The organism is Enterobacter sp. PGRG2 (assembly GCF_030291195.1).
Lineage (GTDB): Bacteria > Pseudomonadota > Gammaproteobacteria > Enterobacterales > Enterobacteriaceae > Enterobacter_D.
On record NZ_CP127837.1, the window covers coordinates 478,893 to 505,610 of the forward strand.

22 protein-coding genes and 1 pseudogene are annotated in these 26,718 nt (G+C 53.6%); 9 read left to right on the plus strand and 14 right to left on the minus strand.

All coding sequences use genetic code 11. The features are described 5' to 3' along the window. The first annotated feature begins 307 nt into the window (after positions 1-307). From QRD42_RS01910 to QRD42_RS01920, 3 genes are read left to right on the plus strand one after another with little or no spacing between them, the layout of a single operon-like run. Complete coding sequence (locus QRD42_RS01910; protein ID WP_318373778.1) at positions 308-613, plus strand: PTS sugar transporter subunit IIB; 306 nt, start codon at positions 308-310, stop codon at positions 611-613. Between the two features lie 9 nt (positions 614-622). Then, positions 623-2,026 carry a glycoside hydrolase family 1 protein gene (locus tag QRD42_RS01915; protein WP_321988074.1) on the plus strand — a complete coding sequence of 468 codons (1,404 nt, stop codon included), beginning with the start codon at positions 623-625 and terminating at the stop codon, positions 2,024-2,026. Beyond that, positions 2,013-3,341, plus strand: a complete 1,329-nt coding sequence (locus tag QRD42_RS01920; protein WP_318363439.1) for a PTS sugar transporter subunit IIC — start codon at positions 2,013-2,015, stop codon at positions 3,339-3,341. Before QRD42_RS01915 ends, QRD42_RS01920 begins: the two co-directional genes overlap by 14 nt. 39 nt (positions 3,342-3,380) lie before the next feature. Here the strand turns inward: QRD42_RS01920 and QRD42_RS01925 are convergent, their stop codons facing one another. Next, positions 3,381-4,601 carry an amino acid deaminase gene (locus tag QRD42_RS01925; RefSeq protein ID WP_321988075.1) on the minus strand — a complete coding sequence of 407 codons (1,221 nt, stop codon included), beginning with the start codon at positions 4,599-4,601 and terminating at the stop codon, positions 3,381-3,383. Between the two features lie 202 nt (positions 4,602-4,803). Here QRD42_RS01925 and QRD42_RS01930 point away from each other — a divergent pair, with 202 nt between their 5' ends. Continuing rightward, positions 4,804-6,258, plus strand: a complete 1,455-nt coding sequence (locus QRD42_RS01930; RefSeq protein ID WP_321988076.1) for an N-acyl-D-amino-acid deacylase family protein — start codon at positions 4,804-4,806, stop codon at positions 6,256-6,258. After that, entirely contained in the window at positions 6,255-6,647 is a 393-nt protein-coding gene (locus QRD42_RS01935; RefSeq protein WP_072569678.1) for a RidA family protein, read from the plus strand. The genes QRD42_RS01930 and QRD42_RS01935 overlap by 4 nt, the downstream gene beginning before the upstream one ends. A 94-nt stretch (positions 6,648-6,741) precedes the next feature. Here the strand turns inward: QRD42_RS01935 and QRD42_RS01940 are convergent, their stop codons facing one another. From QRD42_RS01940 to QRD42_RS01975, 8 genes are all read right to left on the minus strand, one after another. Further along, positions 6,742-8,133, minus strand: a complete 1,392-nt coding sequence (locus QRD42_RS01940; protein WP_321988077.1) for a fimbrial protein — start codon at positions 8,131-8,133, stop codon at positions 6,742-6,744. Continuing rightward, the gene (locus tag QRD42_RS01945; RefSeq protein ID WP_318363434.1) at positions 8,126-8,704 is read right to left on the minus strand and encodes a fimbrial protein; all 579 of its coding nucleotides are present in this window, start codon (positions 8,702-8,704) and stop codon (positions 8,126-8,128) included. Before QRD42_RS01945 ends, QRD42_RS01940 begins: the two co-directional genes overlap by 8 nt. 75 nt (positions 8,705-8,779) lie before the next feature. Continuing rightward, positions 8,780-9,406, minus strand: coding sequence for a fimbrial protein (locus QRD42_RS01950; protein ID WP_321988078.1), 627 nt, complete (start codon positions 9,404-9,406; stop codon positions 8,780-8,782). Between the two features lie 12 nt (positions 9,407-9,418). Continuing rightward, positions 9,419-10,000 carry a hypothetical protein gene (locus QRD42_RS01955; RefSeq protein ID WP_321988079.1) on the minus strand — a complete coding sequence of 194 codons (582 nt, stop codon included), beginning with the start codon at positions 9,998-10,000 and terminating at the stop codon, positions 9,419-9,421. Between the two features lie 23 nt (positions 10,001-10,023). Next, complete coding sequence (locus tag QRD42_RS01960) at positions 10,024-12,657, minus strand: fimbria/pilus outer membrane usher protein (protein ID WP_321988080.1); 2,634 nt, start codon at positions 12,655-12,657, stop codon at positions 10,024-10,026. 35 nt (positions 12,658-12,692) lie between these two features. Next, positions 12,693-13,400 (minus strand): fimbria/pilus periplasmic chaperone, encoded by a 708-nt coding sequence (locus QRD42_RS01965; protein WP_321988081.1) that lies wholly within the window; start codon positions 13,398-13,400, stop codon positions 12,693-12,695. A gap of 66 nt (positions 13,401-13,466) precedes the next feature. Next, positions 13,467-14,081: a fimbrial protein gene (locus QRD42_RS01970; protein WP_321988082.1), complete on the minus strand. Its 615-nt coding sequence runs from the start codon at positions 14,079-14,081 to the stop codon at positions 13,467-13,469. A gap of 583 nt (positions 14,082-14,664) precedes the next feature. Beyond that, positions 14,665-15,528, minus strand: a complete 864-nt coding sequence (locus tag QRD42_RS01975; protein WP_072569670.1) for a MurR/RpiR family transcriptional regulator — start codon at positions 15,526-15,528, stop codon at positions 14,665-14,667. Positions 15,529-15,738: 210 nt separating this feature from the next. Between QRD42_RS01975 and lysM the strand changes: the two genes are divergently transcribed. Continuing rightward, on the plus strand, positions 15,739-16,182 hold the full coding sequence (lysM, locus tag QRD42_RS01980; protein WP_072569669.1) for a peptidoglycan-binding protein LysM: 444 nt from the start codon (positions 15,739-15,741) through the stop codon (positions 16,180-16,182). Between the two features lie 187 nt (positions 16,183-16,369). Further along, positions 16,370-17,539, plus strand: a complete 1,170-nt coding sequence (locus tag QRD42_RS01985; RefSeq protein ID WP_072569668.1) for a DNA repair protein — start codon at positions 16,370-16,372, stop codon at positions 17,537-17,539. Here the strand turns inward: QRD42_RS01985 and QRD42_RS01990 are convergent, their stop codons facing one another. Then, positions 17,540-18,310, minus strand: a complete 771-nt coding sequence (locus QRD42_RS01990; protein ID WP_321988083.1) for a siderophore-interacting protein — start codon at positions 18,308-18,310, stop codon at positions 17,540-17,542. 118 nt (positions 18,311-18,428) lie between these two features. Here QRD42_RS01990 and QRD42_RS01995 point away from each other — a divergent pair, with 118 nt between their 5' ends. Beyond that, the gene (locus tag QRD42_RS01995; RefSeq protein WP_321988084.1) at positions 18,429-18,935 is read left to right on the plus strand and encodes a PadR family transcriptional regulator; all 507 of its coding nucleotides are present in this window, start codon (positions 18,429-18,431) and stop codon (positions 18,933-18,935) included. On the opposite strand, the gene QRD42_RS02000 is transcribed toward QRD42_RS01995, so the two are convergent. Beyond that, positions 18,932-20,491, minus strand: a complete 1,560-nt coding sequence (locus QRD42_RS02000) for a methyl-accepting chemotaxis protein (RefSeq protein WP_321988085.1) — start codon at positions 20,489-20,491, stop codon at positions 18,932-18,934. The two genes, QRD42_RS01995 and QRD42_RS02000, sit on opposite strands and share 4 nt — an antisense overlap. 311 nt (positions 20,492-20,802) lie before the next feature. Beyond that, entirely contained in the window at positions 20,803-22,323 is a 1,521-nt protein-coding gene (locus QRD42_RS02005; RefSeq protein ID WP_321988086.1) for a PAS domain-containing methyl-accepting chemotaxis protein, read from the minus strand. 435 nt (positions 22,324-22,758) lie between these two features. On the opposite strand from QRD42_RS02005, the pseudogene ygjG reads away from it, so the two are divergent. Further along, positions 22,759-24,138, plus strand: a pseudogene (gene ygjG, locus QRD42_RS02010) (putrescine aminotransferase). A gap of 45 nt (positions 24,139-24,183) precedes the next feature. On the opposite strand, the gene QRD42_RS02015 reads toward ygjG, so the two are convergent. Together QRD42_RS02015 and QRD42_RS02020 are read right to left on the minus strand one after the other, a co-directional pair. Then, positions 24,184-25,239 (minus strand): glycoside hydrolase family 130 protein, encoded by a 1,056-nt coding sequence (locus QRD42_RS02015; RefSeq protein WP_321988087.1) that lies wholly within the window; start codon positions 25,237-25,239, stop codon positions 24,184-24,186. Beyond that, positions 25,223-26,716 (minus strand): alpha-amylase family glycosyl hydrolase, encoded by a 1,494-nt coding sequence (locus QRD42_RS02020; RefSeq protein ID WP_321988088.1) that lies wholly within the window; start codon positions 26,714-26,716, stop codon positions 25,223-25,225. Before QRD42_RS02020 ends, QRD42_RS02015 begins: the two co-directional genes overlap by 17 nt. Positions 26,717-26,718 lie beyond the last annotated feature (2 nt).

A 26,718-nucleotide genomic window follows, 5' to 3' on the forward strand; every position in this document is an offset into this window, starting at 1 on the left:
AACTCATAATCGCTTGGTCGCTGGTTCAAGTCCAGCAGGGGCCACCAGGTTAAACAAGGAGTTAGATGAAAATCATCTGACTCCTTTTTGTTTTCAGACGATAAAGTTTTACCGTTCATATAAGTAACACCCCTACCCCCCTGTTTTTAAACGGCTATCCCCCCAAACACCCACCAATCCCCCAAAAAGTATCAGACTATAACTCCTGATTTGTGTCCCCCCTCACTTGTGGGTTTTTTGGTCACTACCCAGAATACCTTCCACCGCGCGTCGCGCATTCTGGCGTTTATTCACTGAGGGAAAAGCAATGAAAAAGATCTTCTTATGCTGTGCTGCCGGTATGTCTACCAGCATGTTAGTGGAAAAAATGAAGCAGTCCGCCAGCAGCCGTGACGTGGCGGTGGAAATTACCGCCGTACCCGTTTCGGATTTTGAACAGATCGTCACGGAAGCCGACGTGATTTTGCTGGGGCCGCAGGTGAAGTTCCAGTTGCAGAGTTTACGGGCTGCCGCCGCCACGCACGGCGTGCCGGTGGATGCTATCGATATGATGCAATATGGATCGATGCAGGGGGATAAAGTCCTCGATCACGCCCTGTCACTGGTAAAATAAGGATCGCCCATGAAATACCGCTTTCCTGATAAATTCTGGTGGGGCACGGCGACCAGCGCCACCCAGTCCGAAGGGCGCATACCCGGCGACGGCAAAGGCGACAATATCTGGGATTATGCCTCGCATCACTATAACGAGCGTTTTTATAACGGCGTCACCGCCGACGATACCTCCGGGTTTTATCAGCACTGGCGGGAAGATATTCAGCGTGCGAAAGATATTGGCCTCAACTCCTTTCGCACCTCCATTTCCTGGTCACGATTAATACCTGACGGGGATGGCGACATTAATCCTCTCGCCGTTGAGTTCTATAACCAGGTTATTAATGAGCTCATTGATCAGGGTATTGAGCCCTTTATTAATCTGTACCACTTCGATATGCCGATGGCATTGCAGGAAAAAGGCGGTTTTGAAAATCGCGACGTGGTGGAGGCCTTCGCCCGTTATGCCGACATTTGTTATCAGCTGTTTGGCGATCGGGTGCGCCACTGGTTTACCTTTAATGAGCCCCTTATTCCGGCGGAAGCGGGTTATCTTCATCCCCGCCATTATCCTTACGTCAGCGATTTTCGCCGTGCGGCCCAGGTGCTGCACCATATTGTTATTGCCCACTGTAAAGCGGTGGCGGCCTGGCGTAAACGAAATCTGCCGGGAAAAATCGGCATTATTATGGATGTCATTCCGGTATATCCCCGCAACGACAGTCCGGAGGATCGGCAGGCGGCGGCGATGGCGGATCTGTTTTATACCCGCAGCATTAACGAGCCGATATTACTGGGCCGCTATCCGGCGGAATTACTCGCCATCCTCAACGAACACAGTCAGCTCCCCGTGGCTTTACCGGGTGACAGCGAATTAATTGCAGCGACGCGTATCGATCTGCTGGGGATTAATTATTATCGCCCGCGGCGGGTAAAAGCGCGCGAAACGCCCCTTACCGAAGCGCAGAATTTTGTCCCTGAACGCTTCTTTGAAGAGTACATCATGCCAGGCCGCCGGATGAATACTTCCCGCGGCATCGAAATTTATCCGCCCGCACTGTATGACATCGCGATGCTGATAAAGCATCGCTACGGCAATATTCCATGGTTCGTCTCGGAAAATGGAATCGGCATCATGGACGAAGAGCAGTTTATGGTGAATGGCGAAGTGCAGGACGATTACCGCATTGCCTTTCTTGAGGAACATCTTACCTGGCTGCATAAGGCCATTGCCGACGGAAGCCAGTGTCTCGGCTATCACATGTGGACCTTTATCGACTGCTGGTCCTGGCAGAATGCCTATAAAAACCGCTACGGGTTTTATCGTCTGGATTTAGCCAATGGTCAACGCTCGCTTAAAAAGTCAGGCCGCTGGTTCCGCACGGTAATTGAAAATAATGGCTTTGAGGAGAGTGACCATGTCGGCTTTTGATACCCTGGCAGAAAAGTTATTACCGCTGGCGAACGCCATTGGTAATCAGCGGCACATGCAGGCGATCCGCAACGGCCTTATTTCCATTCTGCCGCTGACCATTGTCGGCTCATTCTTTGTGATTTTGCTGAATATCCCCATCAAGGGCTATATGGATTTTGTCGCGCCCTGGCGCGATATGCTGGATGTTCCGTTTCGTTTTACCGTCGGGCTGATGTCGCTGTATGCCGCCTTTACCATCGGCTCTTTCCTGGGCAAAAGTTATAAGCTCAACGATATTACCAGCGGTCTGCTGGCGATGCTGGCGACCATCCTGATGATCGTGCCGGTCAATATTAAACAGGGGGTCACGGTTGCCGGGGATGCGGTTACCGGACGGTATATTCCATTAAGTTCGCTCAGCTCTCAGGGGCTGTTCGGGGCGATTATCTCATCGCTGATCGCCATTGAGATTTACCGTTTTATTAAAGTGCGCAATATCGAAATCAAAATGCCCGCCGGGGTGCCGCCGGTGGTGGCGAGTTCATTCTCTGCACTATTCCCGACGCTTGCCGTGGTGCTGGTATTCTGGATCCCACGGCACTTTTTTAATATCGATATTAACGCCATCATCAGCTACCTCATTATGCCGCTGAAAGGCTTTATGACCGGCACGAATCTGTTTGGCGGCATCGTCACGCAGTTTATGATCGACCTGTTCTGGGTGCTGGGTATTCATGGTCATGCGGTGATGGGGCCGCTGATCCGCCCGCTGTGGGATCAGGCCATTGTGCAGAATATGGAGCTGTTCCAGTCCGGCGTCAGTGCTTATGACCTGCCGAATATTTTCACCGAGCAGTTCTTCCAGTGGTATGCACAGATGGGCGGCACCGGTTCGACGCTGGCGCTGGTGGTGTTATTTATCCGCTCGCGGGTGATTTACCTGAAACAGCTGGGAAAAATTTCCTTCATTCCCGGCCTGTTTAATATCAATGAACCGATGATTTTTGGCGCGCCCATTGTGATGAACCCTCTGCTGGCCATTCCCTTTATCCTGGCGCCGATGGCAAACACGCTGGTGGTCTATCTCTGCACCATCAGCGGCCTGATCCCGCGCATGATGGTCAAACCCCCCTTTACCGTTCCGGCCCCGCTCGGGGCGCTGATCACCACGAACTGGAATTTAATCGCCTGCGGACTGGTGTTTGTCTGCTTCTTTATCTCCCTTGCCATCTATTACCCGTTCTTTAAGGTGTACGAGAAAAAGATGCTGGAAACCGAGCGCCAGCAACAGGCGGAAGAAAAAGCCAGAGAAGCGGCGCAGGCCAGCAGCTAAGCGCATTTCCCCTCTCCCGGACGGGAGAGGGAACGCCTGTCAGAATTCGGTATCCAGTTCTTCCAGCACGTTGTACTCATCGTCCACCAGCAGCAGCGTTTTCCATTTATCGAACGTCAGGCACGGGTGGGAGGTACTGAACAGCAGAATATCCCCCACCTGCACCTCTGCGCCGGGATGGAGTTTCAGCATGGCGTGCTGATCCATTATGCCGGTGGTTTCGATCAATGCTGAAGGATCAGCCAGCGCCTTACCCTGCCGATAATGGGCGATCGGCTGCGGAAGTCCGGCGTCAAAGGCGCTGTCGCGCTTGCCGAAGTTGACGATAGCCCGCCCTGCTTCCGGTACCGACTGCACCATGGCCGCCAGCTCCATCGCACAGGTCAGATCGCCGCCCAGATCGCAGGCAACGCAGTCGCGCGCCATCAGCGCATGCTGCGCCTCGTGATAAATTCCACCATCGTGGGTGATATAGCAGCCGGGCCGAATGGCGATGCGGCAGTCCGACGGTTTTTTTGCCGCCAGCCAGACGTTACAGACCACGTCGTACCACACCGAACCCGCGCCGGTCAGCAGAAACTCGCCGTCGACATAACGGTCCAGCTGGCAGGCCAGCGCCGCCGCCTCGCGCAGGAAAGCTTCCACCTGCGGCTGTGGATTATCGCCGTGCACCACGCCTTCATACAGCTCCAGCCCGCGCAAGCGCAGCCCCGGCAGATCCGCCACCGTAGCGGCCAACGCCAGCGCTTCATCCGCGGTACGGCAGCCGCAGCGGCCCCCCGGCACGCCCAGCTCAATCAGTACGTCCAGCGTCTGCTGCTGCGCGCTGAAAAACGCGGAAAGCACCTGCGCATTGGCCGCGCTGTCCACACAACACAGATAGTCCACATCCGGATAGGTGTTCTTCAGCTGTGAGATCAGCGTCATGTTCGCCTTCCCCACCAGTTGATTCACCATCAGCACGCGCCTGATGCCGCTCGCCATGGCGATGCTGGCCTGCCACGCGCTGCCGACGCCAATCGCCCAGGCGCCCGCCTGTTGTTGCCGCTGAAAGATCCACGGCGTCATGGTGGTTTTACCGTGAGGCGCAAGAGAAACGCCGCGCGCGTCGGCGTAATCCTGCATCCACTGAATATTGTTCTCCAGGGCGGTTTTTTTGATCAGCGCTGCGGGCAGGCAGACATCCTCATTCAGGACGTTGGCCGGGGTAAACATCAGGGCGGCTTTATGGGGTACGAGGTGTTCATTCTGGTATTTCATAACAACGCTCCTCAGGGGAATCAGTATCTTTCAGATCGGGTATCTTTTATAACTTACTGTAATTTAAATAAGTATTAATTTAAAACCATCGATAGTGAATAAAAGTATCATAAATTCATATGCGTTTTGTGTCATTTTCCACTGTTTTTATCCCTTGTAAATGGTTAACTTCAGCGCAGACCAAAAGGGGGGTGAGGATCACATGAAGTTCGACTATCTGTTCAGGAATGTCACGGTTATCGATGGATCAGGCGGCGCAGAGTACCGGGCGGATGTGGCGATCAAAGGCGATCGCATCGCAGAGATTGCGCCGGCTATCGAAGGCCACGCCGTGCGGGAAATCGACGGCAGTGGGCGCGTGCTGGCGCCGGGATTTATCGATGTCCACACCCATGACGACATCAATGTTATCCGCATGCCTGCTTATTTACCGAAAATCAGCCAGGGCGTGACCACGGTGATCGTCGGCAACTGCGGGATCAGCGCCGCCTGCGCGACCATGCACGGCGAAGTACCCGATCCAATGAACCTGCTCGGCGAGGCGCAGCAGTTTGTCTTCCCGACGGTGGACGCCTACGCGCAGGCGATTGCGCAGGCGCGCCCGGCGATTAACGTCGGCACGCTGATCGGCCACACCGCCCTGCGCAACAATCATATGGACGATCTGTTCCGCGCGGCCACGGCGGAGGAAATCGCCGGTATGCGCGCGCAGCTCAAAGAGGCGCTGTCGCAGGGCGCGCTGGGCCTCAGCACCGGGCTGGCCTACGCCAGCGCCTTCCAGTCCACTACTGAAGAAGTGATGGCGCTGGCGGAGGAGCTGGCGGCGGAAAACGGTATCTATACCACCCATCTGCGCTCGGAATTTGAACCCATTCTGGAGGCGCTGGACGAGGCGTTTCGYATCGGTCGCCACGGCAGGGTGCCGGTGGTGGTGTCGCACCATAAATGCGCCGGGGCGAAAAACTGGGGGCGCACTGTGGAGACGCTGAAGCTGTTCGACACCGTGCGCCAGCAGCAGGAGGTTGCCTGTGACTGCTACCCCTACTCCGCCTCCTCGTCCACGCTGGACATGAAGCAGATCACCGACGAATTCGACATCATCATCACCTGGTCCGAACCGCATCCGGAAGTGGCCGGGCAGTCGCTTCAGCAGATCGCCGAAAGCTGGTCGATGTCGCTGTATGACGCGGGCAAATTACTGATGCCTGCCGGGGCCATTTACTACAACATGGACGAGCAGGATGTGCGCCGCGTGCTGCGCTATCCGGTGACCATGATAGGCTCTGACGGTCTGCCGAACGATCCGATGCCGCATCCGCGTTTATGGGGCGCCTTCCCCCGCGTGCTCGGCCATTACAGCCGCGACGAAAAGCTGTTCCCGCTCACCGTGGCGGTGCACAAGATGACCGGCCTGTCGGCGGCCCGTTTCCGGCTGCCCGAGCGTGGGCTGGTCAAACGCGGCTATTATGCGGATCTGGTATTGTTCGATCCGGCCACCGTGCGGGATGTGGCCAGTTTCAGCGATCCCAAACAACCCGCCGCCGGTATTGAAGCGGTGATGGTGAATGGGGTAATGAGTTATTGTCAGGACCAGCAGGTCACTGGCCGCGCAGGGCGTTTTCTGCGCCGGGAAAAACCAAATAAGGAGCAAAAATGAGTATTAGACGTTATGGCGTCGGTGGCAGCACCGGCACGGGCGGGCAGCATTTGCCGTTTGCCAAAGCCGTGGAAGCGGCGGGCTGGCTGTATGTTTCCGGCCAGACGCCGATGAAAGACGGCGAAGTGGTGGAAGGCGGCATCATTGAGCAGTCCCGTCTGGCGATCCAGAACTGCGTGGACATCATGACCGAAGCCGGTTACACCCTGGCCGACGTGGTGCATGTGAAGGTTTTCCTGACGGATGCCCGCTACTTCCAGTCATTTAACAAAGTGTTCCGCGAATTCTTCGGCGAACACCCGCCCGCCCGCGTGTGCTGCGTGGCGGATCTGGTGGTGGATTGCAAAGTCGAAGTGGATGTGACCTGCTACCGGGCTGACCGGGGCTAAAGGTTCTGCTCCGTTGCAGGTCTTTTTTAGATTAATCCGGAGCAGATCCCTTCATAAACGTCAGTCCCGGCTCGAGCCGGGACTGATTGCGCTGTCAAAGTATCTCAAAGGTCAGCGTTGCCGATGCTTCATAGCCTCCGGCACCGGTTGGATTGGCCCCTGTCCGGGCAGGGGTGGGATAAGAATAAAATGTCACTGTAGCCATATCATTGTTGATTGTCGCCCTCAGGGGGGAGAAACCATCGAGTTTCACCAGGGACTGGCCTGCGGCATCCTGAGTAATCTTAACGCCCAGGTTGTTAATGGTGGTCCCCACCCCCTTCGCCAGCAAAATGCCCTTCGATGCGAGGTCAGCGTCAAAACTGTAGCCTGCTCCCATCATTGTCGCCTGCACAATACCCGCTCCATCAGGAAAAGAATTATTGATATTGCCAGAACACTTCATCGACACCTTTGTTTCTTGCGGCGTATAACCTTCAGGCAGAGTACCTTGTGCTTTTCCCGCCAGCTTAGCATCGGTGATATTCGCTAACACAACGTTCTTAGTGGTCTCAGTCACTTTACAGGTGTTTCTGAATATCAATGAACCCTGCAGATAAAATCTGGATACGACGGCTTTTTTGGAATTCATTGTACAATTATTGGCCGCTGCAAAGGCAGCGCTTTCATCTCCGCCAGTAGCAACCATACATACGCGACTAAAACTTAAAGAACCTACAAAAATATTTTCAAAATTAATGGGATATAACGGGGTTTTGGGCATGTAAAAATACATTTTCACATCGCGGTTCGCGAACTGTGAACTTAATTCATAATACAAATCTCGTACACAAAAAAGAGTGACATTGAAGTTTCCCTGCGCGTTATTACATCCACTAAGATAACTATTCTGGAAAATGGTGTTAAAAAAGAAAGAGCCCCGATGTTGTCTAGATTGATTCTCTACGTCCTTCAGATCGACATAAGAATAAGCGTTCTTTACAGGCAAGAAGACTTTCTGTTCAAGCCGTACGTAAACAGGAAATCTCTCGCTGTCAGCCATTCTTAATTTATAATAAGTTTTACCATCAACAGTCCTGGTTTGAGTGGTATCAACATTGTTACTGTCATAGGACGCAGTCAAAAGTGGGGAACTGCTTGCCCAGCGCCAGGTTCCATTACCGCGGTCACCCCATAAAGAGCGTTGATTATATTCAATTCCCGTGGTAGGAGGAGGAAGTTGTTTCTCCTGCATAACTTTCACCCCCCCGCCCATATTCGGGATGGAAGCGCTATCGACATTGAACGTTGCCGCTATTGATAAGTCGGATTGACCAGCAAAAGAGGCATCCATTATATATGTCGTCTGCAAAGCAGCCTGACAATGCCCGGTAAACAGATAAAGTAAAACAGGTAAAAACCATTTGAGTTTCATTTTCATCTTAGCCATTAGAATAAATATGATGTGCTTTTTTAGGCCGTTATTGTCATAAATTTGACTAGTCATAAAATGCACTCACTAACAATGTTGCAGAGATCTGCCCAGCGGTGACATCGGCCCCGGATTGTATATATTTAACGTAAAAATCACGCGGAATATCCAGCGGAGCGCTACTATTAACCGGATAGTTTAACACTCTGCTTTCTCCCGAAACCGTTAATACATTCTGATTATCACGCTGGTCATAGACCGCAAACCCAATGCCTTTGGCCCCACCCGGAAGTTGATTGCTAAACGCTCCGGGGGCAACACGGCCCTGACCATCGAGGGTACTAAAGGAAAGTCGTATATCACTGACAACGGCAGGTGACAGATTGCAATTATTAATGATGAGCTGAAAGTTTTGCTTATAGGCTGAGGTCATTCCGGGCTGCGTAAATTTATCGATCCCCACGGCCTCCATTATCAGCGTATCCCTGGGAAACGTTACTGTACAGGAAGTATTAATTAGCTCCCCACTAAACTGCAGCCCCATACTGGCTGCATCAACCTTATCATCCGCCATGACTGAATGAGGAAAACCGCACATGCTTATTCCACAAATCAACAAGTATAATAATGATGCATTTTTTGTCATGGGTTCCTCCATCAACTTATAACGCTGTCCATGCTATCAATACGCGGAGCTGTAAACAGGCTCCGCGTATCTTAATTACAGATAGTCGATATTTATTGCGCCATCCGTTTTCAGCGTGGTGCCAGCATACCCAGAAATGGCCGCTGACGTCAGCTTAGCACTATCAATTGCCACTAATCCTGCGTAGGTTGTCCATACATAACCGTTGGTGGCATCGCCCGTCGTGTTACCAGAGAAAGCCAAACTCACGGTCGAGCCATTGGTTGGCAGGGTATTAGTTTCCGAGCTGTCTTGATTAGTTTTAAAGAAGGCCACGCCTAACCCGGTTGCGGCTGGGGTCGCCGCAGTAGTGAACATCTTAAGCGACTTGTTCTTATAAGACGTACCGTCACTGTTATTTTTAGCGGATGACAGACCCACAACAAACTTACTTGATGCACCACATGCGGTAAATTTCACTTTAACGGGTTTATAGACTGTATTGGGTACCAGATAACCCCCATGGCTTGCCGAAGCCAGGACGTCACTACTTTTTACGTTGCCAAAGTCAATATTAAAGCTGGTCGCATTAGTATCAAACTTCGCTGTACAGGTTGGTGAACTTAACGTTCCGGTAAAATTAAGTGTCAGGCTAGCGTCATCAAGAGCATGGGCGGCAAATGGTGCCAAAAAAATTAAAGGTACCAGTACTTTTTTCATCATAATCATCCTTAATTATAAAAAGTCCATGTTAAGCGTTGCTGTTGAGTCCAGTGATCCAGAACCAATTGTCATAATATCAGCCACTGCAGGGATCAGCGTGGCTTTAATATACAGGTTACCCGTTTTACCTTGTCCAAATGGCTCGAAATTGCCACCCAATCTGATTGATGGTGCCCCAACATAGAGCGGAACATAGTTACCACCCTCGGTTTTAACTTCCGTTTTATATGCTACCTTCACCGCCACATTAGCTGGGCGGAGGTAGTCATGTGTGGTATCGCCATTGATTTTAACTTTATTTGATGACGACAGGGAAATGTTCATTCCCGACGTTCCCACACAATCTGAGATGACAATTTTCTTTTCAACTGATTTATTTTGCGCTTCAATCTCAGCTGGTGTGACGGTATTAAAGGCAAAAGGAACGCTCGTGGCGGACTGATTATCCACTTTAAACGTACAGGTACCTTTTTCAATATATGCCTGAGCAGTTACATCCAGCGTACTCGTTGCGGCCATCGCCTGATGTCCGAACCCCATAACTCCAGCCATAACAGTAAGCACCCTTACTGTCTGTTTATTCTTTAAAAACATATAGCTCTCCTTTTCTATAATAACTAATCACAATTAATATTATCGACTGATAACGTATCTGTTCGTAACTTAATATCGTCCCTGGTAGGTAACTGGTAATTAAAAGAACACTGTTCACTCATATCTTCACCCCATTTGACAGTTAAACGCCCTTTTTCAGCAATGCCACGGGTGAATATTCGACTGTTTTGTCCAGCGATACCTAACTGATTATTCGAATCATCAACTACCTCTGCCCCCAGCGGAATATTTTTGCCATTTTTCAACTTCAGGTGGAAAAATACCGAGCGACGATCGTCCGTCGCAAAGGGGACATAAATAATTGCTCCGGCACGCGGCACCACCCGGGTGGACGTCTCTTTTAATTCCGTATCCTGTTCCATTTTCGAGGGATCGATACTCACATCATTAAAACGATAGGGCGACAGGTTAGAGACATAGGCATAGCCAGCACTATTAATTCGCGACGCGTTATCCCCCATTGCACGCGCGCCCTTCGCACCTTTCGCCTCGATTAATGCAACAGGCGTGTCACCATTGATGGTGCGCCCGAGGGTTATTCCTCCCTTGTGGAGTAAAACGCCACCGCTGCCGCTCACCGACATCTGGCGGCTGTTGTCTGAATCGGCAGAAAGACTGGCCCCCCAGCTACCATAACGGGTATCCCACGAAGCATTCGCCCCGATATTCTCAATCTTATTCCCGTCATAGCCGTTTTGACGATAATTCGCATTAACACCGTAGTTCAGACCCGCGTCCTGGTTATAACCGGAAGTCGAAGCCGATAAATTGCGGTCTCCCTTACTGCTACGGGTATAACTGGTGTTCAGATAATCAAACAGCGGCGATTTATCCTCGGCGCGATCGCCGAGCGGTACAGATAACGACAGATAGAGCTGATCGTCCTTCTCGTTATCGCCGGTGTAATAGCGGTTAACGGAAACGCTATAGCTGACCCGGCCCAGGGAGTTGCTGTATCCCAGTTGATAGCTTTTCTCTTTACGCCCTGAACGCCAGTACTCCGATAACATTGCTGAAGAATAAAACGAGCCCCATCCCGCTTCGAGGGTCTGGCTAACGTTAATCTGCACCTGTGATTTAAGCCGATCGTCCATGTCCTGCCAGTCGGTATTCGACAGATAATCTGCCGCCTCACCCAGCGTGAAGAAATCTTTTGTCGAATAACGATAAGCCGCGATATTAAAACTGGTATTCGTCGGAGTAATATAGCTGTTGTATTTAATCCCCAGGCTCTGCCCTTTCCGGCTACCGTCTTCTGCTGACAAATGCGACTGAGTCAAATCTAAAGAAACTGCGCCAACCGGCGTATTCAGCGCCACCCCGCCAATAACGGAGTAATAGTCCGACATATATTCAGCACCGGTATACAATGACAGATAGTTATTCAGACCGTATTGCCAGGTTCCCTGGCCGACCACCGGTTTATCGCTACTGCTCGCGCCGTCATATTCCCCCACCGCCAGCGTGTACAGGCTGACGCCCGGGTAAAGCAATTGCCCACCGCCGTTGTATGGGATAATCAACTGACGCGTCCGGCCATCCGCTTCCTGGATCGTGACGTCAAGCTGTTCGCTGGAGCTGATCGGATTATAGTTATCGATCGAAAACGCCCCGGGCGGCACGGTAGTTTCTAATATTTTAGTGCCTGCCTGACTGACGATAATTTTCGCATTCGACTCCGCGACCCCACGAATAACCGGGCGGAAGCTGTTCAGAGAGTCGGGCAACATGCGCGTGTCGCTGCTCAGCGTCACGCCGCGTAATGGAAACGCATCAAAAAATGTGCTGCTGCTGTATATCTCACCTACCCGCAACTGAGATTTAAGCGGTGCAACATCATGCTCCGCGTACAGGTTTGAACTGTCAAACGTGGTGCCACTCTCTTTTGCGTAGTTCGCATCGCCACGGACACGGACACGCCACCCCAGTAAATTCAGACCGCCATCAAGGCCCATCCAACCGCTGTCGGACTCAACGCCGCTATAGCTCGAACGATAATAACTGGTGTTATAGCTGACAAAGGCCGCGTTGATGCCATCGTCCCAGAGCGTATCCGGCACTTCATCAGGGCGGGTCGCCCGTTCCATCGCCTGTGGAATAGTCAGAATAAAACGCTGATCGTTAATATCCATTTTCCAGCTGGCTTGTGGTATCAGCGTCTTCAGCGAAACGCAGCTTTCTTCTTCCATGCCGGAAACATTAATTGCGCCGATATCAATGCCAAGCTTAGCCAGTTCTTTCAGGCTAAAGCAGGGCAGCGCTCTTAACGGATCTTGCGGATTATCATCAAATTGAATTTCAAATTTCCCCATTTCCCGCTCGTTAAGTACAACCGAAACATTATACTTCCCGGCAGTGACAGGGTTTCCTTTGGAAAAACGGCTAACATCAATTGGGGAATTTGATAAAAAGATGTTATTGAACTCCACCTCTTCATCTTCAGTTCCCGCTATTTCACTTTCTTTACTTTCACCCTCTTGCTGCGCATTCGAATTTTCTACTGATGATGCAGGTGAGAGACTATTTTGCTCAACTGTTTCCGTTTCCGCAGCGAAAACTCCCCCGGCAACATTCATTAAAATGAATGCGCCAGCAATACGTGATAAACGAAAACGTTCGCTAACTAACATATCCATAGAAAAAACCTGAACAATCCATTGTAATTGAAATATTATTTGATAACAGCAGTACCCTCTACATCATTACCATAATCAGAAATATAGCTATAGGCCAGGCTGGCTCCCGCAGAAGGTTTAAACGCTTTGTTATCAAACTCGAATTTTTCCGTTGCAAAAGGCGCAACCATTCCTGACTTCGCCATATTATTACCGACTTTCATCATGTTGAACGTCACATAATAAGGGGAGCTGTTTTTCGCAATTAACGCACCATTTTCAGCACGCCATTCAACTTTCGCCGCCGCGTCTTGTGGTTTGACGGTTAACGCCTCTGGACGATAGAACATCTTAATACGGGTACGGAATGCCAGCTGTAATTTGTTGCTCGCTTGTGCCTCGCCTTTTGCTTTTGGCGGAACTTCCAGCACGTTTAAATAGTAGATGCTTTCACGATCTTTGGGAAAATTGGCGGCCATTTTGGAAATACGTAACGTCTGCCCTTTTTTCGCATCAATGCGTGAGACCGGCGGTGTGATCATAAAAGGCAGATCAATATTTTCCGGCGATTCGGTCGCACGGCCATCATCCAGCCATGACTGCACCAGTAGCGGACGCGTGCCCTCGTTAGTCAGGCGAACGTTAATTTCTTTGGCCGCTTCTTTATAGACCACTCGAGTGGTATTAATGACAACATCTGCCCATGCTGATGCGCTCACGGCCAGCATCGCTGCCACAATTGTAGCTAAATATTTAACTGACATTTAATTTATTGCTCTCTGAAAAAACAAGGCGGCAATAAGACTTACCGCCTTAGATTTAGTAAATAATTACAAATAAACGACGCTGAAAGTGGCTACCGTTTCGATATCACCGGCGGTGACATCTTCTACTTTAGCAGCCGTCTGAACGTAGCGAGTTTCGAAACTGTAGGTCTGCGCACCTGAATTGGTGTCTTTATAGTCTGCAGTCTCATCCAGACCATTCAAATCCATCATCAGATCGCTGCCATTAATCTTAGTGAAACCGATCTGGACGCCTTTCGCGGCAACATCCATGGTATTCACAGAATTCAGCAGGCTATTTGTATAGGTGCTGGTGCCCGCATCCGCATAGCCAGTAGAATCAAAACTGACCGCAACTTTAGTTTTACCCTGAGGCAGGACGCAGCTTTCCAGAGTAATATTTACGGTACGCATATCACGAGATGCTTTATAAGTCGTGCCTTTAGCGGACTTAACATCTTTATTCAGATCGACGGCAGCAACCGGATCGATATTCAACAATGTAGAAGACGGCGCGCCGTTGATTGCTACTGTGCAAGTTTTATTAATGACTTCACCGGTAATACGAATTTGGCCATCAGCAGCCATCGCATTTACTGTCCCCAAACCACCAGCAACCAGCACAGCAATCTGAGCCATCTTAATAACTGAATGTCGCATAATTCATAACTCCATTATATGTTAGTTCACATACACTTCCGTGCATTATGTCGGGTATACAAAAGCACAACGCTTCACTGCACTGATAAAATGAGATGCTTATTGTGCCTGGAGGGGATTATTAGATGAAGCTATCGTTATTGCAATATTAGAAATGATGATTGCTCGATAGGACGAGTGATATTATTTATATGCTATAGTTTATTTTAGTTCAGATCAACACAAGCAATGGCCGCAAAAATGCTGGAAAAACAACATATTAAAACAAAAGATTAGAAAAATTGATGAAATTAAAAGTTCTCTACAAAAAGAGCCAGCCGCGTGTTTTTAGGAATATATTTAGGTAATCATTACTTCCGTTAATATATTCATAAAACAAATACCATCTCTGTATTTATTATCCTGACAGTTAATATTCATTTGCATTAGTTATTAATTGCATTATTTATTTTGACGTGCTGCCACAACCCGTTTTATACAGGAAAGTAATAGTCCAAAGACGATCAGGCCTTTCAGGAAGACTGCTGCACCGCATCAATGTCCCACCATTACTTGGTGGAATATTACACAATCGGCTGGTGGGTTAATCCCCCAGCGGTTGCCGATCCGCGCCGCCGCGATGGCTGTCCAGCGCCAGCTTAATTCTGCGTAAGCGGTCTTTCGCCTGGCTTTTGTTAGCCATCGCTAATTCTGTCGCCAGCACGTCGATCATCGCCAGCATGGCGTAGCGCGACGTGCTCGGCTTAAAGATGTAGTCGTTTTCACGCACAATCAGCGGCAGCACCAGATCCGCCAGCTGCGCCAGCGGCGTCGCTTCCGGCGTGATGGCGATTACCTTCGCGCCATACTGTCTGGCAATGCCCGCGCTTTCCACCACCTCCGGCGTAAAGCCGCCCAGCGACAGTGCGATCACCACGTCACCAGGCGACACCGAGGCCGCCATCATGCGCACCAGCAGCCCGTCATTCTGACTCACCACCGGCAGGCCAAGGCGAAACAGACGGAACTGGAGTTCCTGCGCGCAGATGGTGGAGCCGCCCCCCATGCCGAACGCCAGGATCTGCCGCGCCCCGCTCAGCCAGCCCACCGCTTTATTCAGTGAGGCCGCATCCAGCGCGCGACGGTTCATCTCCAGCACGTTAATGATGGTGCCGTAAATTCCCTGCACACCTTCGAGATCCGGCACGTCGATAATAAATCGCTGCCCGACCGCCAGCGACTGCGCCAGTTTGACCTTCAGTTCACGCACATCTTTGCAGCCAATGGCACGGGCAAAACGGGTGATCGATGCCTGGCTGGTACTGGTCAGACGCGCCATCTCCGCGATCGGCAGCGTGGCGGCAGACTGTACGTCATCCAGAATAAACTGCGCGATACGCTTTTCAGTGGTGGTGAGTTCCACGAAGCGGTCGGTGATACAAGAGATGATGTCGATGGAATAACCCATAGCGTGTTCCTGAATATGAGCCATCGGGACAGACGCCGCCATCCGTTCTGGTACTTGCACATAAAATGATGGGTACTTTGTATCATAGCCGCACGACGGCGCACTATTTTTTAGCGCGCCCCAGGTCGCAAGTCTGCTTTCTTTAACCAAAACTGGCACTTTCTGCCGCCTTTGCCAGGATTAAAAGGTCTTTTGAACTGGAGAGAAACCATGGGTTTATTTGATTTTGTGAAAGATGCAGGCGAAAAGTTATGGGATTCACTGAAAGGCAACGACAGCGATCACGGCACTAAGCTTGAAGAGCATCTCAAAAAAACAGGTGTTCCCGGGGCCGATAAAGTCAGCGTCAAGGTGGAAAACGGCAAGGCCGTGGTCACCGGTGATGGCCTGACCCAGGAGCAGAAAGAAAAAATCCAGGTCGCCGTCGGTAACGTGGCGGGGATTGGCAGCGTGGAGAATAACGTCTCAGTGACCGACTCCGCCGCCGAAGCCACCTACTACACCGTGAAATCCGGCGACACCCTGAGCGCCATTTCCAAACAGGTGTATGGCGATCCTAACAAGTACAACCAAATCTTCGAAGCGAACAAACCGATGCTGAGCCATCCGGACAAAATTTATCCGGGCCAGGTGCTCATTATTCCGAAGCAATAAGGGTTGTCAGCAAAACCCACTGCGGTGGGTTTTGTTTTCTGCAGGAAAACTCCCCGCCAGGCCTGTCACCCGCCGCAAACCCGCCTAATGCCCCTCGCACCATTTATCAGACCTGTGTATGATTTCCGGTAGCTCTGCTGATAACTAACCTTAACTCAAATACTTAAGCGCTAAAGCGAAAGGCATCATGAGCACACCCATCAAACGACTTGAAATCATCAAAAATGCCATAGAACTGGAAGATGACGACATCATTGTCAGTCAGCTCGCACGGCTGAAAAATGAAGCGTTCAATGATGAGCTGCTGGCGATTGTCGCGGCGCTTGAGGAAAAGAATTACACCGCCGCCATGACGGCGATCACCGCCTGGTTGCAAAGCCAGCGCGCGGTGACCCAGTGGCGGGATCCGCAGGTGGCGGCCAGCAAGCTGGAACTCAAAGCGCTGGAGGAGCGGCTGCGCGATCTGATCGACCGTCGCAATGCCCGCGTTCAGCAGTTAGATGAGTTTAATGACCTTTACCTGAACCGTCTCGGGCCGCTGATGACGCAGATCCTTCAGCTGCGTAAAAATCTGGCGGAACTGAACCTGCGCCGCCAGCTGGCGGAGCGGCAGCGTCGGGAAGAGGACTACCGCCGCTGCCAGCAGTATATGGCGCAGGCGCTGGACGTGCTGGCGATGCTCACAAAACGCTGGCGCGAGCTGCCCGCCGATTCGGTGCAGTCTGTCGAGGCGCGCAAACAGCTCCAGCAGCAAAGCGATCTGATCGCCAATCTGCTGGCGGAAGCGCAGGAGCTGGAAACCGGCTTAACGCGGGAAGAAGAGCCCGCGCGTCAGGCCTGTGACGAGGCAAACGACGAGTACGAAAAATACCGCGAGCAGCAGCACGACGCCGAGATCCGTTTCCGGAAAGGCCGCCAGCTGTCAGAAGAAGATCAAAGCGAACTCAAGCGACTGTGGCGTCAGGCCAGTAAACTCTGTCACCCGGATCTGGTGGCGGATGAACTGAAAGATGAAGCCAACGCCATGATGGTGCAGCTTAATCAGGCGAAACACCGCGGCGACGTCAAAGCCATTCGCTCGCTGGTGGCGCGTCTGCATCAGGGCTTTGAGCCGATGATGGCCAGCGACCGGCTGAACGATCTGGAACGTATCCGCAAAAAGATGGCGCAGGTACGTGAACAAATCGACACCCTGGTCGCCGAGCTGGCGGAGCTGGAAAAAGAGGAGTCCTGGCTGCTGGTGTCATCACTAAGCAATATGGACGCTTATTTTACCCAGCAGGAAAAAGCGCTCAGCGAAGTCCGCGCCGCGCTGGAGCGCCAGGTGAGCGAAGCGCAGCTCGACGCGGTCGCCTGATTATTTGGCGTGCCAGTAGGCCGCCGCCCGCATCAGCTGCGGATCAACGCTGCCGCCTTCAAACGGCTGACTGACGTTTTTCACCACCTTCCCTTCCCCGGTGATCCACAGGTAATACTCCTGCGCCGGGACGCGCACCTGCGCCAGCCGTTGCGCCAGTACGTCCTCGTTATGACCGATAATCCACTCGATATTAAAGCCGTCCAGATGCGCCAGATAATCCTTATACGCCTCATCGCCAATGGTCACGATGGCGGTTACCTCCGGGCGCGCCGGGGTTTTGCTGATAGCTTCCAGGCGGCGGCGCAGCGCAGGCATCCCGGACTCATCGCAGACGTAAAGCTGCCAGGCGTAATCCTCCGGCACCACCAGCGAACCGCGCGGGCCGCCGATGGTCAGGGTGTCGCCTTCCCGGGCTTCCAGCGCCCAGCTGCTGGCGACGCCGCCGTCATGGATAAAGAAATCCAGCGCCAGTTCGTGACGTTCTGCGTTATACAGCGGCGTATAGTCACGGGCCGCCGGGCGCGGGCCGTCCGGCCAGACGATGCCGTCTTCGGTGACCGTGGGCGGCACCACTTTTTGTCCCGGCTGCGGGAAAAAGACTTTGGTGTGATCGTCAAACCCCTGCGAACTGAAGCCCGCCAGTTCGTCGCCGCCCAGCACAATGCGCTGAAAACCTGCGCTGATACGTTCAACTCGTAATACTGTCAGTTCACGAAAGCGCAGTTCATTGCGCACGCGCTGCGGGTAACGCTGATGTGATGTGGTCATTATTTAGCCTTCGTCACGTTAAAAACGATATATCTGATTTGGTTTTTAAATGATAATGATTGCTAATTAGCAGGAACGCAAGCAAAATTAGATATATCTAATTCAGAGGGATTATGCGATGAGGCATCCACAGGATCACGGTCATCACGAGCACGGCAGCCGCCGTCCGCGCTTTTTCGGGCATGGCGATCTGCGGCTGGTCATTCTGGATCTGCTGTCCCGCAACGCCAGCCACGGTTACGAGCTGATCAAGGCCATTGAACAGCTCACCCTCGGGCATTACACGCCAAGCCCTGGGGTGATCTATCCGACGCTGGATTTTTTGCAGGAACAGGCGTTTATCGCGATCGGGGAAGACGGCGGACGGAAAAAGATCGCTATTACCCCAGCCGGAATGCAGTGGCTGGCGGAAAACGCTGAGCAGCTCGGCCAGATCCAGGCGCGGATCAAAGCCCGCAGCGTCGGGTATCTGCTGCGTCAGGATCCGCAGATGAAACGCGCGCTGGATAACTTTAAAGCCGTGCTGGATCGGAAAGTGAATCAGGAAAACGTCAGCGCCGCACAGCGGGAACAGATCATCGCGGTGATCGACCGTGCGGCGCTGGAGATTTCACAGCTGGATTAAGCCGTCGCCTCCCGGCGCACGCGGAACACGCTGACCAGACCTTTCAGGTGCGACGCCTGATCGCTGAGCGACGCGGCGGCGGCCACGGACTCCTCCACCAGGCTGGCGTTCTGCTGAGTGGTGGAGTCAATCAGGCCAATGGCGCTGTTGATCTGCGAAATGCCTTCCGTCTGTTCACGGCTGGCGTGGCCGATCTGGCGCAGAATGGTATCCATCTCTTCCACGTTGCTGACCATGCCGTTAATCAGCCCGCCCGCTTTTTCCACCAGCGCCATGCCGTCGCGGGCCTGGGCGGTGGAGCTTTCGATCAGATGGCGGATCTCGCTGGCGGATGAGGCGGTTTTGCCCGCCAGCTGGCGCACTTCCCCTGCCACGACCGCAAAGCCACGTCCGTGCTCACCGGCGCGCGCCGCTTCCACTGCCGCATTGAGCGCCAGAATATTGGTCTGGAAGGCGATGGAATCGATCAGGTTGATGATGTCGGACATACGGTCAGAAGTGTCGTTGATGACGCGCATTTTCTCGGTCACCTGCTTCATCATCTGACCGTTATTTTTCACCACCGTTGCCGCTTCGGCAGAGAGCTGCGTCGCTTCGGTGGTATGTTCGCTGGTGTTTTTCACCGTGGCGGTGATCTGCTCCATCGAGGCGGCGGTCTGCTCAACGGAGCTAGCCTGCTCTTCGGTGCGGGCAGCCAGATCCTGGTTACCGGCCACAATCTGCGCGGCGGCGCTGGAGATGTTCTCCGAGCCGTTCTGCACTTCCTGCACAATCTCGTACAGGCGCGATTTCATCGCCACCAGCGCGCTGAGCAGCACGCCGGTTTCGTCCCGGTGTTTTACGTCAATATGCTGAGTCAGATCGCCGTCGGCAATGGCTTCGGCAAACTGCACCGCCTGTACCAGCGGGCGAGTGATGGCGCGTACAATAAACAGCCCCATCAGGCTGCCAGCGCCAATGCTGATCAACGCCAGCAGGATCAGCATGGTGCGGTTGGATTTAAAATCATGCTCCACCAGCTTACCGGCGCTGCGCATATTGTTGTCCTGAACGGCAATCAACTCCTGCACTTTGTCTTTGTAGGCGCGCTGTACCGGCAGAGTGTTGTTCATCATCTCTTCCACCGCCGCGTGAGTATCTTTATTTTTCACCGCCTCGAGAATACGGAAACGCGAATCCAGATACTGCTGGCGTATCTGGCGCAGTTCACTCAGGATGCGCTGCGACTCGCGATCGCGCAGGGCGCTGCTGAGGTCGTCGAGCAACACGGTAATGTTGCCGCTAATGGCGGTCAGATGCTTCTGCGATTCGGCGCTCCACTTCCCGTCCGTATCCAGCACCATCAGCTGCTGGGTGCTGACAAACTCCTGAAAATTCTGAATCAACTGATTGGCCTTCACGGTCGTGGGATAGTCACGATTAACAATGTCCTGCATCCCATTATTGGCACGATTCAGACTGAACAGCGACAGACCGGAACTCACCACCATCAACACAATAAAAATTCCGAACGCCAGAAATAATTTTGTGCCGATCTTAACATCATGTAAGAACATATTTTTTCCCTGGTTGTAAATGGCTACGCACAGGAAACGTTATCGGTAACGGTTTCGCTAACTTTATGAGTTTGATCGGTTTTTTATTTATCACCGCACGAAAAGAATATTCTCAGACAGGTTGCTGTTATTCGAAAAATAGCCTAATGAAGATCCGTAAATACGCTATATTTCGATCAAAAAGCATTCGGCTTTTAATATAAAATTAACAATATTTAAATATGTAGTTTACATGAAGCTAACAGGAGGGAAGGCCATCAGGCGATAAAAAACCGCTTCTCTGCGGGCAGAAAAGCGGTGAGGGAAATGACTTAATGCAGGACGGTGACGGCATCTTCCAGACGGCTGGCGCGCTGTTTGACCATCGCTGACACCTGGGCGCTCACTTCCACCAGCCCGGCATTTTTCTGCGTGATGGTATCCAGTTCTGCCACGGCGCGCGTCAAATCCGACAGCCCCGCCGCCTGCTCAGAGGTGGAGTGGCTGATCTGCGCGATCAGCTGCGTGACGTTCTGCACCTGTTCAACAATGTTATCCATGGTGGCGCCCGCGGCATGCACCTGCTGCGAACCGGACTGCACCTTGCTGGCGCTGGCATCAATCAGTTTACGAATATCATTGGCGGCGCTGGCGCTGCGGCTGGCCAGATGACGCACCTCCCCGGCCACCACGGCAAAACCTTTGCCCTGCTCCCCTGCGCGTGCGGCCTCCACGGCGGCGTTAAGCGCCAGGATATTGGTCTGGAAGGCGATGTCGTTAATCAGCGAGGTAATAGAGCCGATGCGCTGGGTGCTGTCGGCGATCTCATCCATGGTTTTCACCACCGTATCCATCGCTCGTCCACCATGGCTGGCGGCATTACTGGCTTCAATAGAGAGCTTATCCGCCGCAGCAGCGGTGGCGGAATTGTTCTGTACCGAGGCTGCCATCTGCCCCATGGTGGTGACCGTCTGCTGCACATTCACCACCGTCTGGCGCGTCCGCTCGTTAAGATCGTCATTGCCTTTCGCCAGGGTTTCGCTGCCGTCGCGCACTTCTGTCGCCTGGTGCGCCACGTCGTTAATCAGCCAGCGGCACATCAGGCCAAGCTGACCAACGGATCGCAGGATCAGCCCCAGCTCATCGCTGCGGTTAAGGTGCTGCACGCTGTTGCGCTCGCCGGTTGCCACCTTCAGCGCCTGCTGCGCAACCTTTTCCACCGGACGCACTATCTGCGCCTCAAAAATGCCGCAGCCGATGAGCAGGATCAACGCGGCCGCCAGCTGCACCGCCCAGCTGGCATGCAGCAAGGCCATGGACGCCGCCAGCACCAGCCACAGCCCGGCCATCACACTGCGCACCCGCCAGCGCAGCGGCATCGCGGGCAGACGGCCCAGCCAGCCTTTGCGTACCACCAGACCGGTATCCACACGCTTGTTGCAGCGCCCTTCGTTCAGCGCCTTGTACAGCGGCGTGACGGCGGCGATCTCCTCCGGCGTGGCGCGGGAGCGGATCGACATATAGCCGGTGACTTTGCCATTGCGCACCATCGGCACGGCGTTGGCGCGCACCCAGTAGTGATCGCCGTTTTTGCGGCGGTTTTTCACGATGCCGCTCCAGGGTTCGCCGCGTTTCAGGGTGGCCCACATATCCGCAAACGCGGCTTTTGGCATATCCGGGTGACGAACAAGATTGTGCGGCTGGCCGATCAGCTCCTCTAACTCATAGCCGCTGACCTGCACAAAGGTGTCATTCGCATGAGTGATGTAACTGTTAAGATCGGTGGTGGACATCAGGGTGGTGTCATCATCGAGTGAATACTCGTGCTGACTGACCCAGGGTTGAGCAGGCATGAAAGCGTCCTTTGCAGAGTTATCTGGCTGTTAATTTTTCTGGCAAATGTTATTTCGGCGCTAATGAGTTTATCTTTAGTTGTTAAATTTGATTTAGATCGCAAATCACACTAAAACCCTGTTAATTTCATGCCATGCAGGTCATTGATTTTCTAATATTTTCATCAAGAAACTACTTCTACTCCCTTTTTGCCTGTGCCCTATAAAGAGGCAAAATCTGCACCATATCTGCGCAATATCGGCGAAAGTACAGCCAAAGACCGCTTTTTACCGCCGCAGGAAAAGAGTTTAATCGCCCCGCCGGACGATTAAATTTTGCGCGATCGCGATTCCACCTGGTGTTTATCCCGATTTTCTGCGCGCCTGCTGAAGTGGCGTAATCCCTGCAATAATTATTTTGTGTATCGCGTGATACGCCACTCCCAGGAGCTCATTTTGAACAGGTTACCTTCCAGCGCATCGGCTCTTGCCTGTAGCGCACATGCCCTTAACATTATTGAGAAGGCCACGCTTTCTCATGACGAAATGAAAGATCTGAATCGTGAGGTGATTGAATATTTTAAAGAGCACGTCAATCCGGGGTTTTTAGAGTATCGAAAATCTGTCACCGCAGGCGGGGATTACGGAGCCGTAGAGTGGCAAGCAGGAAGTCTGAATACGCTTGTCGACACCCAGGGACAGGAGTTTTTAGATTGCCTGGGTGGCTTTGGTATTTTTAACGTGGGGCACCGTAATCCAGTCGTTGTTTCCGCCGTACAGCATCAGCTCGCCAAACAACCCCTTCACAGCCAGGAATTACTTGATCCACTGCGGGCGATGCTCGCCAAAACCCTCGCCGCGCTGGCGCCGGGAAAACTGAAATACAGCTTCTTCTGTAACAGCGGCACCGAATCCGTTGAGGCGGCGCTGAAGCTGGCGAAAGCCTAGCAGTCCCCGCGCGGTAAATTTACCTTTGTCGCCACCAGCGGCGCGTTCCACGGTAAATCGCTGGGCGCGCTGTCGGCCAAGGCGAAATCCGCCTTCCGCAAACCCTTTATGCCGCTGCTGCCGGGCTTCCGCCACGTGCCGTTCGGCGACATCGAGGCCATGCGCACGCTGCTGTCGGAATGCCACAAAACCGGCGATGACGTGGCGGCGGTGATCCTTGAACCCATCCAGGGCGAAGGGGGTGTGATCCTGCCGCCGGTCGGCTATCTGCCTGCGGTGCGTAAGCTGTGCGATGAGTTCGGCGCGCTGCTGATCTTCGACGAAGTGCAGACCGGTATGGGACGCACGGGCAAAATGTTTGCCTGCGAGCATGAAAATGTCCATCCAGATATTCTCTGTCTCGCCAAAGCGCTGGGCGGCGGCGTGATGCCGATTGGCGCCACCATCGCCACCGAAGAAGTCTTCTCGGTGCTGTTTGATAATCCCTTCCTGCACACCACCACTTTCGGCGGCAACCCGCTGGCCTGTGCCGCGGCGCTGGCGACCATTAACGTGCTGCTGGAAGAGAACTTACCGGCGCAGGCAGAGCAGAAAGGCGACATGCTGCTGGACGGCTTCCGTCTGCTGGCGCGTGAATACCCGGATCTGGTGCAGGACGTGCGCGGCAAAGGCATGCTGATGGCCATTGAGTTTGTGGATAACGAGACGGGCTATAACTTTGCCAGCGAGATGTTCCGCCAGCATGTACTGGTGGCCGGGACGCTGAACAATTCGAAAACCATTCGTATTGAACCACCGCTGACGCTACAGATTGATCAGTGCGAGCAGGTGCTGAAAGCCGCCGGTGCGGCGCTGGCTGCGCTGCGGGTAGGCGTGGCGGAGGCGTGAGATTTGCCCCCTCACCCGGCTATACCAGCGGGGTGAGGGAAACATTCACACCCCCAGATGCTGCCACAGCGCATCCAGCGGCAGCGTCGCCAGCGCAATACACTCATCGGCTGCGCCGTACCAGATGTGCAGCGTCTCGTCTCTGATCAACGCCCCGCAGGTAAAGACCACGTTGCCGAAAAATCCTTCCCGCTCATAGGGGGCGACCGGCTCCAGCAACGGCACCGGGGATTTGGCGAGGATCTTCAGCGGATCGTCCGTATCCAGCAGTAACGCCCCCAAGCAGTAGCGCTGGTTTTCATCCACGCCGTGATAAATTTCCAGCCAGCCGCGATCGGTTTTCAGCAGCGGCGCGCCGCCGCCGGATTTGCGCGCGTCCCAGGCATCGCCGGATCGCCCCAGCAGATGCCGGTGATTACCCCAGTGCAGCATATCCGGCGATTCGCAGATCCAGATCTCCGGCAGACCAAAATGACAGGGTGCCGGGCGGGTCAGCGCCATATATTTTCCGCCCACCTTTTCCGGGAAGAAGCAGACATCGCGGTTATCCGGACAGAAAATCAGCCCTTTTTTCTCCACCGTGACAAAATCGCGGGTGATCGCCAGCGCCGTGGTGATGCCGAGCGGTGAAATCGCCGAATAGTTGATATACCAGACGTCGTCGATGCGGGTGATGCGCGCATCTTCGCAGCCAAACTGTTCGTACTGGCTGTCGGCGAGGATAAACGGCTGAGGGCCGACGCTGAAATTCACGCCGTCGCGGCTGCGCGCCAGCCGCAGATGGGACATGGAGGTGAGCCAGATCTGCGACGGATCGCTTTTTTGTACGATCAGCCGTGGATCGCTGAAGTCGTAGCGCGGATCCGCGCGATCGAACGCCCGCGTCGCCGCCACCCACGCCCCGCCCTGCTGCTCAAGCAGCGGCACGACGATCTTGTTTGCATCGTTACACTTCACGCTCTCCGCCACGCGCACCAGCAGCAACACTTCGCCGTGATACTCCGTCACCCCGGCGTTAAAAACGCACTCGACTTTCATCTCCGGTGAAGACGGCACCACGTCAGCCGGCGTGATAAGCGGATTTTTACTGTGCCTTTCCATAACCTCTCCTTTTGATCACAAACTGATTTTTCCCAAGCCAGGGGGCGTTATCGCCGTACAGCACCTCACCTGCAACCGCCTGCCACGGATTACGCACCGGCGCGCCGAAATTGATCGCCACCCACACCTGCTCGTCCGCCGTGATGCGGGAAAACCCGATGCAGGCGTCCGTTAACGCCAGGCGGGTATACGCACCGTAGCGCAGTACCGGGATGTGGTTACGCAGGGCTATCAGCTCGCGATAATCCTTCCACAGCGCGTCTTTCTCGCCCCAGGGCAGCGGCGCGCGGGAGGCGTCGCGAGTATGCGTCAGGGCGATTGCCAGCGCCTCGTCTGCGGTCATGCCCGCCGCCAGCGCCGTCTGGTAGTGCGTTCTGCCCTGCACGTCGCTGATGTCTGCAAGGCATCGCGGCCGATAATCGGTCAGGCCGAACTCTTCCCCCTGGTAGATAAAGGGCACGCCGCGGGCGGTGAGTTGCAGCGCCAGCACCGCGCGGGCGCGATCGGTATCGCGTTCGTTTTCCCCAAAGCGGCTGATCATGCGCGACATATCGTGGCTGGAAAAAAACAGCGTCGGCAGGCCCGGCTGCTGCTCATTCATGGCGGTTAAGGCGGCGAAAATCGCCGCCGCGCTGAAGGTTTTCTGGCTGCCGAGGTTGAAGTTAAACACCACGTCCAGCAGATCCGCGGCCTGATAGCGGCGCAGCACCGCCAGATCTTCGCTGCCGATTTCGCCGATCAGAAACAGCTCGCCCCTGGCGCGGGCATACGCCATCAGGCGGCGCAGCACGGCCATGAGTCCCGGCTGGTTCACATCGTACAAATGTTCCTGTTCACCTGCGCTTTGCGGGTTATCCGCGCCGATGCCGTCGGTAGTGAGAAAGTTGATCACGTCGAAGCGAAAACCATCCACGCCAGCTGCCAGCCAGAAATCCATCACCCGGTAGATCTCCTGCTCCACCTGCGGATTCTGCCAGTTGAGATCCACCTGCTGCGGGGCGAATTTATGGTAATAAAACTGCCCGGTATCCGGCTCCGGCATCCAGGCGCTGCCGGAAAAAAACGACTGCCAGTTGTTGGGCTGGTCGGTAAAAATAAAATAATCCCGGTAACGGCTGGCGGGATTATTCCAGGCATCAACAAACCATGGATGCTGTGATGAGACATGGTTGAGCACCAGGTCGATCACCACGCGGATCCCCCGCCCATGACAGGCCGCCACCACGCGCCGGAAATCGTCCAGCTCCCCAAAACGCGGATCCACCGCGCAGTAATCGCTGATATCGTAACCGTTATCCACCAGCGGCGACGGGTAGAACGGCGTGATCCAGATCCCGCCGATCCCCAGCTCATGCAGATAGTCGATCTTCTGCGCAAGGCCGATAAAATCTCCCCGCCCGTCGCCGTTGCCGTCGCAAAACGCGGGCAAATAAATTTGATAAAACACGCACTCCTGCCACCAGCGCACCGGTTCCATCC